The sequence below is a fragment of the Acetivibrio clariflavus DSM 19732 genome, from assembly GCF_000237085.1.
Taxonomy (GTDB): domain Bacteria; phylum Bacillota; class Clostridia; order Acetivibrionales; family Acetivibrionaceae; genus Acetivibrio; species Acetivibrio clariflavus.
In genome coordinates, this window is sequence record NC_016627.1 from 4,105,316 (window position 1) to 4,119,877 (window position 14,562).

A 14,562-nucleotide genomic window follows, 5' to 3' on the forward strand; every position below is an offset into this window, starting at 1 on the left:
TTTATTAAATTCATCCCTACAAGAACAACTTATATTATTCAGCTCTGCAGACTCAATAATGTATACATGTTTTCATAATGTATACATGTTTTCCTTCATCTCTTATGTAGTGTAATCTACCACATTTCTCGCAATTTCTAACGGCCAGAAACTCAATATTAGGATACTCCCCTTTTGGATATTTCCCTTTTGCAAATCTTAGCCTTTGGACCCAATTCTCTTTTGTATATGTCCAATAAATAACTTTATTCGGTACTATTTTGTCAGACATAACATGACCGCATTTACAAAGCATGCTCATAATAATTATCTCCTCTATATTCTTTCAGACCTAAAAATTCCGTCTTTATTTCCTTATTAGCTCTTAATGACTTTAAATGACTTTAAACATTATTAGCTCTTAATGACTTTAAACACCAAATCAAATCGATTAATCCATTATACTGCAAGCTAGCCAGTAATGAATTCTTGACTTTCTCATATGGATGAATCCAATCAATAATATCACTATTTATCGTATGACCATATAACTCTTGCCTTAATTTCACCTACCTGTAAAAGGAATTATATATTTTTTCTTTTTCACTACTTAAACATCGTATAATAACTTGGTGCATGTCCTGCGGTTTATGGCAGTCAATATAAACAAACTCCCTTTCACGTTCAAAATAGCAAACTTTATTTTTTTCCCTTTTTGTCAGGTGATTCCATGACAGATTTCAATTGCTCCAAATTGATAGGAATATTCATTGATTCTCCAATTTGCTTCACTACATCCTCTGTATGTTCGGGAAGTATCAATGTTGCAATTAGTGACATATCATTAAACTTTTCCAATAAATGTTGATATTTCATTAGGGAAAACTCTCCATTTATATTAATTGCACAATAATACTTTTAAACTCTCTACTTCTTCCATACATATGAAATTTTCTTTCTTCTTTTGTCTACATCCTTTCCCAATCGCAATAGCGGTAAATAGAACAACATAAATACCATCCACAATTCCTGTTCATCCCTATTCTTAAATATAAGCAACATAATTACCTGATCGTATACTAATTTCATTAATATTATTCCGATACTTGAAAACAAACAAATGCATAAGAAGTAGCCTACATGTTTATAATACAGTTCCTTACAACCAGCCCAGAAAAACCTCTTTAGAACAGCTATATTGAGAGCCAAAAAGATCAAAGTAGTTTCCCATCTCCATAGAGTATATTTATATACAAAGATTAATAATATACAATAGATGAAAAAGTGAATGAATCTTTTATAAAGTGCTTCAACATCAATTTTTCTTTCATCTGGGCTGCAATAAACAGATATCATTTCTTCAATAATTTCTTCACTCATATTTTTGTATCTATTTATTATCATATTATGAAGTGCTATGATTACTCCACTTATAGCAAAAATTATAAGATTATATATTAGAATTCGTTCTTTTACATTGTTAATAGCTACAGCAAAACAAAATGTAATAACTATTTCTACTACCCTAAGCAAAAAAATTATCCTATACTGTGTAACATTTATTTTATTCACAGGATCAGATGTGGTAAACAGTGTCTCCATAGTCATACTGAGTATAAACATCATAAGTAGAAATGAAAGAATAATTGCTATTTTGGGAATTAAGCTTATATTTAGCTTTCCGTAATAAAGAATTAGCATATTTCCATATAACAATATAGATATGTAAAATATAATGTCAAAAATCCTTCTTAATTTTAAAGTCACATTAATATAAATAACTTTGTTACTCAGATTAACGCCTCCATTTACATATAGTAAAAACTCTTTTTTTATTGCGTCAACCCGTTCTTTTCCAATATAATAATGCCTTTCAATCCTGCATATAATTATATGAAACATCAGAAAAGATGAAAATATAAATATGAAAGACAAAAACCGTGAATAATTAAAAAACTATTGCTATTTACTGTGATAATAATTCTACGCAGCATAGAACAAATTTTCAGTTATATCTTCTTTATTTGAGCGTATAAACAACTTGCATAAAATATCACAGACAATAGCAAACCTGCAGAACTTAAAGTAACACCTGCTATTGCAAGTTTGCTCTTTGATTTTTTCAATCCGGGAATTGCGTATATTATTCCTAGTATACTTGCTATTACAATTGGAAAAGCCGGTATACTTATAATCCCCATAAAAAAGCTCAAGAAAGAGCAGTTAAGCCTTTCATTTTCAGACATCTCATTCACAGACTTATTGCATACTAAAATAAATACATCACTAAATGAAGTACCCATTGAAAAAGCAAACAAAATTAAAAAACTACTTAAAATATTTATTTCTTTATATCCAATAACTAAATTCAAAAACAATACTATTGGAAATCCAATCATAAAACATTTTAACCCTGACAATATCCTGCTCTTTATTGAAGGGCTCATATAGAATTCCTCCTCTAATAACTGATATCCTTCAATTCATATTTCCCATAAACTCATAATAAAAGCACCCCTAGTAACAAACTTTTTGCATATCTCAATATTTTTCACTTCGAAAATTATCAGTATTTCTGAAGAAATCAATTAACACTATTTATCTTTATAATATTTAGTCCATATAGTATCAAATATAAAATATGGTATAAAAATAGCTAAAACTCTCAAAAAGCCAGTTATATTAAACCATACCACAATAATGCAGGATATAAAAATCACCAATGCTGATATTATAAAATACTTTATTCTCCTCTTATTTGAAAAAAATTTTTTCATTACGTTTCTCCATTAAAATATATTAATTGTACTATTGTAGAACTACAGTCAAGGCTTTAATATCAACCTTGACTGACTTTATATTTATAATAAATTATTCTCATTTTTTAATGTGATGTCTGGTAGAAATGAATCATCACATATCTATAATTTCTTTCCTTTAAGATTTCTAATTTCAAAACTCACTCAAGCTTCTGATATTACTGGTGCAACACTTATTGACAACCAAATTAACATATTCTCCTTTTTTTGTCAAGCATTTAAGTCTGTATTAACGTTTAATTTTGGTCTAAAAACCATGCAATAATTCTATTTTCCAATGCACTTTACAATATGCCCCGTAAGAATATTAACTCTTCACAATAAACTCCTTTCGATGGTCAACTTTATATTCTAATTCCACCGTTATCTCGTTATCAGCCGGAACATTTACAGTGAACTCAACAATGTTCGATGATTTCTTTGAATAATCATGGGTTGTCTTAACCATTTCCCATATTCCCCAAATATAATGTTCAAAATGTACTTCGGCTGTCTCTGTTTTATGATTTTTAATAATGTATTGATATTTGAAATGCTCAAATCCGTTTATTTTTTTCCTTTCAATTTCTTTAGAGATAAAAGAAATATCAAAAGCATTACCGATGTTAAGAATAATATCTTCGTCCTTTGGAGTATGCTCTATTCTATCTTCACCGATAAACTCAAGAGAATTATCTGCCTCATCTGCTTTATAAAGCTTGATTATTCCCTTTGGTAAGGGACGACCCAAGCCGCACTCCTTTTTATTCGAAAATTCAATAATAACATTTGCCTTTTTTGATTTCCGGTCAAGCTTGTAATATTTTTTATAAGGTATGCCCAAGCCGTTCAATATATTGATTTGCTTGGTTTGATTGTTTTTCAGTGTTGAAGGGCTTGCTAATGTGTACATGTGATAATCGAAGAAAGCTTTTTCCTCTACTTTAGGTGCTTCAGATTCTTCACAAAGATACACACGTTTACTTAAAACATACTTATCATCATCTTCAACTCTATTTACATCTCCTGCTATAAGTTTTATTTTAGCATTTTCAAAGGTTGCACCGCTTTGATTTTCAATTTCCGCCCAACCTGCAATGTTTAAAGTCTTCTCCAAAATCTCTACGACATAATTTGCACTCCAATTGAATCCCTTGCTTAGATAGGAAACTTTAACATCCCCCGAGGTCGACTTCCCAATCTTCCAAACAAGAGCAGGCTTTACAATAAGCCCTGACGGAAGGGAAGGAAGAATAATTTCAGCCTGAGTATCGATGTATATTTCCTTTGTACTATTATCCTCCAACACACACCTACCGGAAGGCTCAACCGATAAAAGCCGGCAGCTCTTTCTTTCTCCGGTTTCTCTGTCCTTTAAAAAGACTTCCTTATCAATATATTTGTTTAGAAGCTTCTTTCTATCAACCAAATCATAATCATAATTAAATTCCAAAACATTCAAACCTTCAACCAAAAGAGAATCGGTCTCAATCTTCTGTGCCACATCAGCAAAAACTAGCTCTGTCTCTTTACATGTAAGGTTTACAGTACGGGTTTCCTTGACAGCACCAAATCCGCCATTGTAAATAGTCAAAGAAATTTCTTTTGTATCAGCTGCAGTAGTAATTTTTTTCATAATTCAGCACATCCTTTATGGTAAATTATATTTTTATATATCGGACTTTCTTTTCATATATAAAACAAATACTAAAAGGTCTCCGAATTTTAATTCATTTCGGAAAACCCTTTAGTATAGATTTTTGCCGTTTTTTATTCTATCTATATACCCAATAACCATACAGCCGTTGAGAAATATATGGTAAGAGCCACTGCATCAACAACAGTTGTTATTAGTGGACCTGCCATAATCGCAGGATCTAGCTTACATTTTTTAGCCAGAATAGGAAGTATTCCTCCTACAATTTTTGCCAATATGACTGTAAGCAGCAAAGTTATGCTTACAGTTAAAGATACCATAAAGTCGGTTTTTTCCAAAAAATATATCCTTAAAAAGTTTACTGTAGATAGTGCCAGCCCGACAAGACAACCCACTTGAATCTCTTTCCAAAGAACTCTAAAAGCATCCTTTAGTCTTATTTCACCTAGAGCCAAACCTCTAATAACCAGTGCCGATGACTGAGAACCAGAATTTCCTCCTGTGTCCATAATCATAGGGATAAAAGAAGCAAGCACCACAACCGTCTGCAGTACATCATCAAATTTCCTTATGATTTTTCCCGTAAAGGTTGCAGAAATCATTAAGATTAAAAGCCATATTATTCTATGCTTAGCCAGCACCAAAGCATTAGTCTTCAAATATTTTTCTTCGGATGGTTGCATAGCAGCCATCTTCTGAATATCTTCAGTGTTAGCCTGTTCAATAACATCTATAACGTCATCTATTGTCACTATTCCAACCAGCCTGCGTTCGTTATCAACCACCGGCATTGAAAGGAGGTCATACTTTTTGAACAGCGATGCCATTTTTTCCTGGTCATCATGAGTATTTATATATACAGCATCTTTTTGCATGAGATCTTTAATCAATGCCGAATCCTCGCTTAATATCAGCTTTCTGATTGATATGACACCCTCAAGTATTCTATTGTTATCGATAACATAGCAATTATCAATTGTCTCCTTGTCTACCCCTGTTTCCTTAATGTGCTGCAATGCCTCTTTCACTGTCATTTCTTTTTTTAAGTCAACAAACTCAATGGTCATTATACTTCCTGCAGAATTTTCAGGATAGTTCAAAAATTGGTTGATAAGTTTTCTTGTTTCTTCATCGGTGTTTTTAAGAACCTTCTTCACTATGTTTGACGGCATTTCTTCCAAAAAAGCAATAGTATCGTCAAGGAACAGTTCATCTATAATACTTTTGATTTCCTTGTCGGAAATTGATTCAACTATATATTTTTGCAGCTCATTAGGTATATAAGCAAAAACATCGGATGCTATATCTTTAGGCAGTATCCTGAATATCACTAATAGTTTTTGCCGGTCTATCTCTTCAAAAAGCTGTGCAATGTCAACAACATTCATCTCAATAAGTTCTTTTCTTATATCAGCATATTTGCCCTGTTCAATCAGCGCAAGAATTCTCTCTTTCATTTTGCAGCCCTCCTTTATTTGGGCCATACTATCTGAATAGTAGTTATGGCCCCAAATTTAATATTTCTTTTTTCATTAAAATAACCATAACCGGGTAAAGGTCCGGAATCCATAACTACCACCTCCACTTACCTAAAAAATTTGTCAATCCTTAAAAGGCAATAGCTAAAAACAGGCACCAAAGCAATAATTAACCTAATTCCCACATATATTTTTCATCTTAGGTTAAAATCAATGGCTTAATCTTAATCATCATATTAATTGTTTTATAAACCGACTTAAAAAAGAAATTATTGGAATTGACAATATGAAGATTCGTTTTTAAAGAAAAGCATATTTGGAAAAATAGAATCTAAATATAACATTTATAAACCGTTAATTGAGAAGAATAGATCTTGACAGCTGTAATTCCATTTTTCCCGCAATATATGCTTTTCTCTCCACATTCCCTACTACTGCCACATTCCATTCTTCTCACCTCCAAAAATTCATATAAACATAAAAACTTATGTCAAATAACCTGTATTGCCAAAAGTAATAGTATCTGTCAGAATTTTATCCTTTTTTATTTTATGCTTTATACCTATAATTGTCAACCTGTTTTTAAGTATACCTTATATTGGTCTTATCGCATAAAAAATCCCGCATAATGCGGGTTTGCCTCAGTACAATCATACTATAACGGAGAACCGTCCCCTGTTCTATTGTTCCAATTTATGTACATATAGCTGTCCGTCCGGTGCAAGACAATCAGCAATTAACCATTTTTCATCTTTATATTTAAAATAGTGCACCTTTGTATTGGCCAGGCTTTCTTCCGTATCGGTTATTCTTCTTGGGCTATTTTCTTCGTAACCCGGAATATTGTTCACATCCATTGTTTCCATATACAAATAGGTAAATTCATCAATACTTTTTATATTTGCATCAAATGAACTATTCATAATATCCATTGCTCTTTTCATAAACCAATCAATTTCTGCCTCTTCTTTAGTCATATACTTGTTATCCGAAAACTTGTATTCTCCTATAATATCTTCATTATAATATATATTAATTCTTCCGTAGATAAAATGATCCCGTTTATCAAATTCTTTTATTTCGTCATAAAACTCTTTTGCAACTTTTTCCGCATCATCTGCATTGGACAAATATATGTCCAGCAAAATATCATCAAAAGAATCATTCGGATTATAATATTCTTTCCATTCTATATCGCAGTTATATTTTTTTTTCAGATTACTAAAATCATACGCAGCTGATGCTTTCATATAATCAATGTAGTTTTTTGTGAAATTTGAGCTTTTATTTTCAATTTCTCCAAATTTAGTTCCATCCATAGAAAAGTCGCTGATATAAGACCATACAGAATACTCAAAACCATATTCCTTGTCCTTTAGAATAACATAAGATTTACCATCTTCAACGACATAATTAAGACACTGAGCTTCCCCATAATTTTTTTTTGCATATTTTATCAGCTGCGATTTAGAAGCAACATTAGCTTTACAACCGCATAATAAAGCTATTAAACATAAAATAAGCAATATATAAGCTCTTCTCAATGTTATCACCATTAAAATATTTATTTGAAATGTTAATATGTTACTATCAACCATTATATTACATTTATTATCAAACAGCAATATAATCGACAGGTCAGCTACATCAATCCAACCGCAATACAAGTGTTTAATTACAATTTAACCTGTGCTATCATGTTGGTCAATTTATTGGATGATTCTATATTCATCTGCATAGCGTTATTTATATCCTGTATGGCATTAACCATTCTACTATTCTGCTCAGCAATACTAGCCGTAGCTTCTGTTGCCTGTTGTATAGTCGCAGACACGCCATTTATAGATATTGCCATACTGCCTATAGTTTCTGTAAACTCCTTTACTGTATTTGACAGTTCACATAAAACTTCACTCAACATCGATCCGTCATTTTTGTAATTTTCCACTGCATTCAGCATTAAGCTATAATCTTTTAGAACATTTTCATTAAGGTATTTCAGAAGATTGTTTGTAGCTAAAATCAACTTATTTACTGATGCATTTATGTTCTCTGTAAATTGCTTGATTCTCTCCGCAGACCTGTTTGAATCTTCCGACAATATCCTGATTTCCTCTGCCACAACTGCAAATCCTTTGCCATTCTCACCTGCTCTTGCTGCTTCTATGGAAGCATTCAGCGACAGCAAATTAGTTTTCTCCGCTATCTCTAAAATTGCATCGGCCAGCATTTTAACCTGTTCTACATTTTTGGCCGACTCAACAGCCGACTCAACTTCATTTTTAGCTATGTTCAAGACCTTCATCGTGTTATCTTTAGACTCTATAAATTGCCTGTCCAATTCAGCCGCTTTTCCCGCTATCTCGTTTGCCGTTTTTGCTCCTTCTTCCGCTCTGCCAACAAAAACAGATACTGCATTATTCAGGTCATCCACTGATTGCGATATGGATTCAGCCGTCGAACTTGTCTCTCTCATACCGGCTGACAACTCCTCTGTCGTGGCTGAAACCTCTTCCGAAAGGTTTAATAATGTATTTGCTTTCTCAAAAGTAGTATTATAGATTTTATTGTTTATAATTGACAGTTCATTTAAATTAGCCGTAAATCCCCTTAACTTATCTATAGTCTCCTTAATAGCTTTTACTATCTCACCGGCTTCATCATTTCTTTTTAAGTATTTTTCATCAATAGTTGCATTTAATTTCAAGTCAGATATATTATCTGCTATTGTCTTAGCCGCCATAATCGGTTTAGCTATACTATTCGCTATAGTAATAGAAATTAATACGCTCGCAAACAGTAACAATATGGATATGCTTAAAGTTATTCTTACAAACTTATTTTTTGCCTCAAGTATTACATCTTTATCAACTGCTATCCCTATACTCCATTCTGCCTCATCCAACTTATCGTAAAAAAACGCCCTTTCTTTTCCATCGTAGTCCTTTATTATTCTTTGATACAACGACAAATCCCTTGTTTTTCTCAAATTGTTCAGTTCCCCTCCCAATATATCTGCAACATTGGTTAATTTATCGGGTTTTGCTGAAAAATCGGGATTGGGATGATTAATTATATTTCCCAGTCTATCTATTAAAAATATATATGATTTATCAATTTTATTAAGTGTACTTTCATAGTTTGTATTACTGTTTCGAGTGGCTGAAGTTTCAGTATCAACTTCATGTTGACCAATAGAATTTACCTGTTTATTCATATCCGATATTTGCAGGTCCACTCCCAGTACTGCCCTTCTTCCGTCATTCAGAGTAACCTCTTTGGATAACGTTATAACCATATCATTTGACATAGCATCCACATAAGGGTCGCACACATAAATTTTTCCACTATTTTCTTTTGCTTTAACATACCATTCTCTTGTTAAAGGATTATAATCATAATCGGGTACCCAACCGGATACATCAATAAATGTTCCGTCTTCAAATGCCATGTAATAGAGATTTCCAAAGTTTACATCGCCGGTCTTTCCTAAAATTTTATAAAATGTGTCATTTTTATAATCCTCTGCCAGCATAATTCTCTCAATCATAATTTCTAAATTTTGCTTTTCTTTTAAAATCCACGTATCTATGTCCTTAGCTTTTAGTTTTACTTCAGCCAATACCCTTTCTTGTATTGTATCCTGTAAGTATTTCGACGATATAAAATTGTTTATTGCCCACATTGCTCCGACGCAAATCATGCACATTGCTGCAGTAAGTATACTTATCTTAAATTTTATCTTCATTTTGATTCCTCCATGAGCTGCTCTGTTTTTTCAATATTAACCTTCCCTTTTTATTTAAAGTTTTAGATGCTTAGGTATATTGTTAAACATCGCTATTTTTTGAATTTCTAATTGGCTTAAAGAATAATATCCTAGCAACTTACTCAACTATAAAATTTATCGATATTGTTTAAAAATTTTTTAATAGCTTTCACAAATATAATAATTTACAAGTTATTTTACTCTTTGTTCTTCCTCATGCACTTTTTAATTGCATTTCGCACAAGTTAAAGGTATAAAGAAGTGATAATACAAAACGAAAGGAAGGAAAACAATTAAAATCATGCAGTGGCATAAACCACCGCAGCACAGAACAGTTCTGGAAAACTTGTATTGATTGCTATTATAGAAAGCGAGATACCGCCGTTTCTTCAAAAGACCTCATTCACTGCCTTTTGCCATCAGACAAAATTCAGCAATGGCTTGGGCGGTATCCGTCTGCTGCTGTTTAGAAGTAATCTCTGCTTCACCGTCGCCTTTTTGCGGTCCGTAGCATCCGAAACCGGCATGATTGCCACCCTGAATAACTATTTCCGTAAAATCCGCCGGCAGATTGCTTTTATTTTTCCGATAGGATTCTTTGTTCAGTACCTCGTCTTTACTGCCATATATACTTAACACTCTAATATTGTCAGATGAAATATCGACTGTCGAATAGGCTGCCAGGAGGATCAGGCCTTCAATCTTTTCACTGTTTTTTGAAGCATAGTTTGCGGCCATGCTTCCTCCAAGCGAGTGTCCGCCTATATACCAATGAAGTATTTCTGTATTTTGAGAAATATATTTATTGGCTGCATTTATGTCAAATACAGCCAAATTAAAAGGCATTTCAGGTAAGATGCAAAGGATACCCTTTTGAGCAATTTTGATCATCAGTGGCTCATAAGCCGTATATTCAACCTTGCCGCCCGGATAAAATATCAGTGCCGTATCGGCATTGCCCGGATCAAACACAAGTGCACCATCTATATTCGATATATCTAAACTTCCGCCATATCTTTCTTCCTGAATTGCAATCTCATCCGCGTGATAATAGTTGGAGGTATAAACCAGAAATGCGCAGATTAGATTTAAAAGAAATAAAGCAAAAATTATTATAATTTTTTTTACAATCTTCCTTTTTTTATTTGTGTTCATAAACTTACTCCCTATTTGTGTTCTTAGGAATTGTATAAACCAGTAGCCTCCGTTTTCACACAAGGTAATAACTTGAGTCGAAATAACGTTTATTTACAATACTTTAGTCACATCTTACAGAGGTTTGATTGGAAGAAGCTCAATATATCCGCGTGTGCCGATAGGTTCTAGCTGAATGCGAGGATTTTCCGTATCCCACTCATATCCAATGACTGAGGGATTATATTTCCTTTCAGCTTCCCATATTTCATCGATAGCCTGTGCGTAATCTTCTTCTGCAAAAGGTTCTCCCTGAAACATCAAATATTTTGAAGCAGGAAGTTCTATGATGTCAAAACCTTCAGGAACAATGCCGTCATAGTCCAAAGGTACTTCTACTCCCTGCACATATTCGCTTGTCCCAGGTTTGCGGTAACGTTCCGGCAGCCACATACATACAGGCTCTCCACTGATGGATTTCATACTGGTCAGCAAACTCCACACATCACAGCCAACTTCTTCACAATACTCAAAATAATGAGTTGCCTTGATTCCGCGCTTAATAACTGCCTTGCGTGCAGGTTTTTCCATTACCTGAATAAATACATTTCTCACCTTTTCCATCGATTCATTTCTCCTTCCAAGATATTGAGATTTTACACTGTAAGGCTTAAACAAATAAAGGGGAACAGGATTTGCAGCATATTGCTTTGGATTACAGCCAAACTCCCTGGCAAAAGCTCTTTGATAGCCATCGACGCTGCCAAAACCCATCTCTAAAGCCACATCGATAATACGGCAGTTTTCATCCCGCAAACGAAGTGCAGACTTGCTGAGCCGAAGTTTACGAATATATTCCGCAGGTGTCAGATTAGTCCACTTAATAAACAGCCTCCTTGCATACCAGGGCGAGAATTGTGATGCCCTTGCCAAGTCTGCAAGAGTAATCTCTTCATTCAGATGAGCTTCGATATAATCCTGCATTCGCTGCACAGCCAGTATTTGTTCCCTCATTTGCCCACCTCCAACAATATAGTAGCATTTTACCTGGAAGGATATCTCGACATTTTTTGCTTTATTTACTTTTCAGCAACAACAAGCATTTCAAAGTCTTCTGCAGTAAGCTTATCTTCCCTTGAAAAAGCCCCAAGTTTGGCGCCAAATATTTCAACTTTCTTAAATCCGAGGGACTTTAAAAGCCAGTTTATCTCACTCGGCATGTAATACCTTTCATTGCACACAACCTCATGCTCATTTCCATCATCATCGATGAAGGTAAGAACATCATTATAATACCTCATAGTTATGAAATCAAAGACTTTACTTTTATTATTTGCATTTTCTTCATTTATGGCATCATCGGGATGAAACAGGGGATAAAGACCGTTAAGAGTGGTAAATATGAATTTGGCATTGTTCTTTAACGCTTTAGCAGCATTTTTCAATATTTCAAAATTCATTTCATCGGTTTCCATTAGCGGAAACGCGCCTTCACAAAGCATAATGGCAACATCAAACTGATTTTCAAAGGGCAGGTTTCTGGCATCATGTTTCAAAAAATCAATCTTCAGGTTCAACTGTTCGGCTTTCTCTCTGGCTCTTTTTAACTGGGATTCGGATAAATCAATACCTGTGACAGAATAACCTCTTTTTGTGAGTTCTATGGTATGTCTTCCGGTTCCGCAGCCAATGTCAATAATCTTTAAAGACTTGTCATAATTAATCTCTTTCTCGATAAAATCGCATTCACCTTTTGTTCCCTGAGTAAAAGGTTCTTTATCATACTGTTTTCCATAATTCTCGAATAATTTTTCGTACCATTGCTTCATTGCCCGAAACCTCCAATTATTCTATTCTTTTTTGTATTTCACCAAATATTTTTTGTGTTTCATCTGCATTTTCTGTATTGAAAATAACAACTTCATCCTCCGTTTCAATATAAATAAAGGGGGGCTTTTGAGTATTGACAAACAATTTAACCGTTCCTATTTCCTTTGTCAGAAAATACCCCTTTAACATTGAATTTACTGCAGAACCGTTAGTTCTCCTTTGAATTGCAGGTAATTCATCTATCAGCTCGACAGTCTTAATGGAATTCCACGGATAGATACCGCCATACATACCATGTATTTGTACTCCCTCATCAATGAAAGTCACTTCAGCAGGTCGGGATGAAAAAAATATCAACACAGCAACAAAAATTAATGCGATATTTAAAATACCGACAGGCAAAGCAAATTGCTTCCATGTTCCCTTTTGCAATCTTCCATTTTCATCATAAAGGTTTCCATCATATTTTTGAGCCTTAATTAACATATAAACTGTCGAAATGCCAAAAAAGATAAGGTACGGTATTAATACCGGTTTAAATCCAAGAGCTTGAAATATTCCCATCACAATTAAAAGCCCGCCGTTGATATAAAAATATATGCCAATCAAACGGCCAAGACCATCTGCGTCCACCTTTGCTTTTTTCTCCTTCGGCATGGTGTTATAACCGGATATCAGAAAATGCCATTTTAAAACATGTACCATTAAACCCATAACAATAAAAAACACACCCAATATCATGCAAAACCACATAATATTCCTCCTTTATTTTTGCAATAGCCTTTTTATATAACATTTGCATCCATCTAATTTTCCCAAGTCATTTACCAATCCTATAAAGCATGAATACATTAATATTATGATAATCTCCCTGACATACCTTCTTTATTACAACTATCCTCTCTTTATTATATTGTTTAGTATTCAATACATCAATTAATTCTCTCAACAGTCAAAACTTCCTCTAATAATTTTCTTTCAAATTGCCTATCTTGCAAAAATAAAAACAATACAGTATAATACCCATATTCCAGTATTTCGGAAATATTTATTAAACTATTAAATAAAACATTAACTCCAAATGACAGATATTGAAAATTAACAGAAAGTGATGCTTCAACCTCATTGCTGACACAACAAAGTAAAGTTCATCAGTTATGGCATTATAAACGGCAATAAACCGGTTTATCCCGACACCTTTAATAGTTTTATGATATCGTGAAAATAAAGCGCCGAGAGGTGAGATTAATGGCGAATTTTACGAAAAAAGCAATCAAAGATACTTTTATACAATTACTCAGCGAGCGTCCGCTTTCCCAGATCACAGTCAAAGACATTGTTGAAAAGTGTGGTATAAACCGAAATTCGTTCTATTATCACTTTCACGATATTCCATCACTGATTGAGGAAATTGTGACAGAAGAGGCAGACCGCATCATTTCCGAATATAAAGACCTGGACTCACTTGAAATGGGCTTCAATGCTGCAATTGATTTTGCCAAAAAGTATCGCCGTGCAATACTGCATATTTTCAAATCGGTAAACCGTGACATTTTCGAGCAATATCTATGGAAAGTGTGTGATTATGTTGTGGTTTCCTTCTGCAAAACCGTATTCGCAAAGTATTCGATTTCGGAGGAAGATGCCGAAATTATAATACAGTTTTATAAAGCACAGTGTTTCGGTATGGTCATTGACTGGCTCAGAAGCGGAATGAAAGATGATGTCCACGATAAAATTCACCGTATATGCGAATTGCAAAAAGGCATGCTTGAAGAAATGATTCGCAGATGCACCCAGAGTAAAAAGTGAATAATATATTCAACAATGGAGAATAACATGTCTATATTTTAGATATTTTTCCGTCGGTGTTTAATTTTTAGTCACAACCTTTGTCCGTGTTCATTTTTCGTACAC

At 33.6% G+C, this 14,562-nt stretch carries 13 protein-coding genes; 1 reads left to right on the forward strand and 12 read right to left on the reverse strand.

Going from position 1 to position 14,562, the window contains the following annotated elements:
* Window positions 1–52: 52 nt before the first annotated feature.
* From CLOCL_RS23370 to CLOCL_RS17100, 12 genes are all read right to left on the reverse strand, one after another.
* The gene (locus CLOCL_RS23370) at window positions 53–301 is read right to left on the reverse strand and encodes a hypothetical protein (protein ID WP_245532809.1); all 249 of its coding nucleotides are present in this window, start codon (window positions 299–301) and stop codon (window positions 53–55) included.
* 377 nt (window positions 302–678) lie between these two features.
* The gene (locus CLOCL_RS22675) at window positions 679–855 is read right to left on the reverse strand and encodes a hypothetical protein (RefSeq protein ID WP_014256491.1); all 177 of its coding nucleotides are present in this window, start codon (window positions 853–855) and stop codon (window positions 679–681) included.
* A 51-nt stretch (window positions 856–906) separates the two neighbouring features.
* On the reverse strand, window positions 907–1,587 hold the full coding sequence (locus CLOCL_RS17050) for a hypothetical protein (protein WP_245532810.1): 681 nt from the start codon (window positions 1,585–1,587) through the stop codon (window positions 907–909).
* A 401-nt stretch (window positions 1,588–1,988) separates the two neighbouring features.
* Window positions 1,989–2,426: a hypothetical protein gene (locus tag CLOCL_RS17055; protein WP_041715243.1), complete on the reverse strand. Its 438-nt coding sequence runs from the start codon at window positions 2,424–2,426 to the stop codon at window positions 1,989–1,991.
* Between the two features lie 679 nt (window positions 2,427–3,105).
* Entirely contained in the window at window positions 3,106–4,413 is a 1,308-nt protein-coding gene (locus CLOCL_RS17065; protein WP_014256494.1) for a DUF4139 domain-containing protein, read from the reverse strand.
* A gap of 143 nt (window positions 4,414–4,556) precedes the next feature.
* Window positions 4,557–5,891, reverse strand: a complete 1,335-nt coding sequence (gene mgtE / locus CLOCL_RS17070) for a magnesium transporter (protein ID WP_014256495.1) — start codon at window positions 5,889–5,891, stop codon at window positions 4,557–4,559.
* A 701-nt stretch (window positions 5,892–6,592) separates the two neighbouring features.
* Window positions 6,593–7,456, reverse strand: coding sequence for a hypothetical protein (locus tag CLOCL_RS17075; protein ID WP_027622026.1), 864 nt, complete (start codon window positions 7,454–7,456; stop codon window positions 6,593–6,595).
* A 131-nt stretch (window positions 7,457–7,587) separates the two neighbouring features.
* Window positions 7,588–9,660: a methyl-accepting chemotaxis protein gene (locus CLOCL_RS17080; RefSeq protein WP_014256498.1), complete on the reverse strand. Its 2,073-nt coding sequence runs from the start codon at window positions 9,658–9,660 to the stop codon at window positions 7,588–7,590.
* A gap of 420 nt (window positions 9,661–10,080) precedes the next feature.
* Window positions 10,081–10,836 (reverse strand): alpha/beta fold hydrolase, encoded by a 756-nt coding sequence (locus CLOCL_RS17085; RefSeq protein ID WP_014256499.1) that lies wholly within the window; start codon window positions 10,834–10,836, stop codon window positions 10,081–10,083.
* A 114-nt stretch (window positions 10,837–10,950) separates the two neighbouring features.
* Entirely contained in the window at window positions 10,951–11,829 is an 879-nt protein-coding gene (locus tag CLOCL_RS17090) for a helix-turn-helix domain-containing protein (RefSeq protein ID WP_014256500.1), read from the reverse strand.
* A gap of 65 nt (window positions 11,830–11,894) precedes the next feature.
* On the reverse strand, window positions 11,895–12,644 hold the full coding sequence (locus CLOCL_RS17095; protein ID WP_014256501.1) for a class I SAM-dependent methyltransferase: 750 nt from the start codon (window positions 12,642–12,644) through the stop codon (window positions 11,895–11,897).
* 16 nt (window positions 12,645–12,660) lie between these two features.
* Window positions 12,661–13,398, reverse strand: coding sequence for a DUF3784 domain-containing protein (locus tag CLOCL_RS17100; protein ID WP_014256502.1), 738 nt, complete (start codon window positions 13,396–13,398; stop codon window positions 12,661–12,663).
* A 495-nt stretch (window positions 13,399–13,893) separates the two neighbouring features.
* On the opposite strand from CLOCL_RS17100, the gene CLOCL_RS17105 reads away from it, so the two are divergent.
* Window positions 13,894–14,457 carry a TetR/AcrR family transcriptional regulator gene (locus CLOCL_RS17105; protein ID WP_014256503.1) on the forward strand — a complete coding sequence of 188 codons (564 nt, stop codon included), beginning with the start codon at window positions 13,894–13,896 and terminating at the stop codon, window positions 14,455–14,457.
* The last annotated feature ends 105 nt before the right edge of the window (window positions 14,458–14,562 follow it).

What these genes read in the sequence shown, in the direction of transcription:
- CLOCL_RS17095 (WP_014256501.1), bottom strand. Translation starts at nt 12,644, where the DNA reads ATGAAGCAATGGTACGAAAAATTATTCGAGAATTATGGAAAACAGTAT.
- CLOCL_RS17055 (WP_041715243.1), bottom strand. Translation starts at nt 2,426, where the DNA reads ATGAGCCCTTCAATAAAGAGCAGGATATTGTCAGGGTTAAAATGTTTT.
- CLOCL_RS17090 (WP_014256500.1), bottom strand. Translation starts at nt 11,829, where the DNA reads ATGAGGGAACAAATACTGGCTGTGCAGCGAATGCAGGATTATATCGAA.
- CLOCL_RS17080 (WP_014256498.1), bottom strand. Translation starts at nt 9,660, where the DNA reads ATGAAGATAAAATTTAAGATAAGTATACTTACTGCAGCAATGTGCATG.
- CLOCL_RS17085 (WP_014256499.1), bottom strand. Translation starts at nt 10,836, where the DNA reads ATGAACACAAATAAAAAAAGGAAGATTGTAAAAAAAATTATAATAATT.
- CLOCL_RS17065 (WP_014256494.1), bottom strand. Translation starts at nt 4,413, where the DNA reads ATGAAAAAAATTACTACTGCAGCTGATACAAAAGAAATTTCTTTGACT.
- CLOCL_RS22675 (WP_014256491.1), bottom strand. Translation starts at nt 855, where the DNA reads ATGAAATATCAACATTTATTGGAAAAGTTTAATGATATGTCACTAATT.
- mgtE (WP_014256495.1), bottom strand. Translation starts at nt 5,891, where the DNA reads ATGAAAGAGAGAATTCTTGCGCTGATTGAACAGGGCAAATATGCTGAT.
- CLOCL_RS23370 (WP_245532809.1), bottom strand. Translation starts at nt 301, where the DNA reads ATGAGCATGCTTTGTAAATGCGGTCATGTTATGTCTGACAAAATAGTA.
- CLOCL_RS17050 (WP_245532810.1), bottom strand. Translation starts at nt 1,587, where the DNA reads ATGACTATGGAGACACTGTTTACCACATCTGATCCTGTGAATAAAATA.
- CLOCL_RS17105 (WP_014256503.1), top strand. Translation starts at nt 13,894, where the DNA reads ATGGCGAATTTTACGAAAAAAGCAATCAAAGATACTTTTATACAATTA.
- CLOCL_RS17100 (WP_014256502.1), bottom strand. Translation starts at nt 13,398, where the DNA reads ATGTGGTTTTGCATGATATTGGGTGTGTTTTTTATTGTTATGGGTTTA.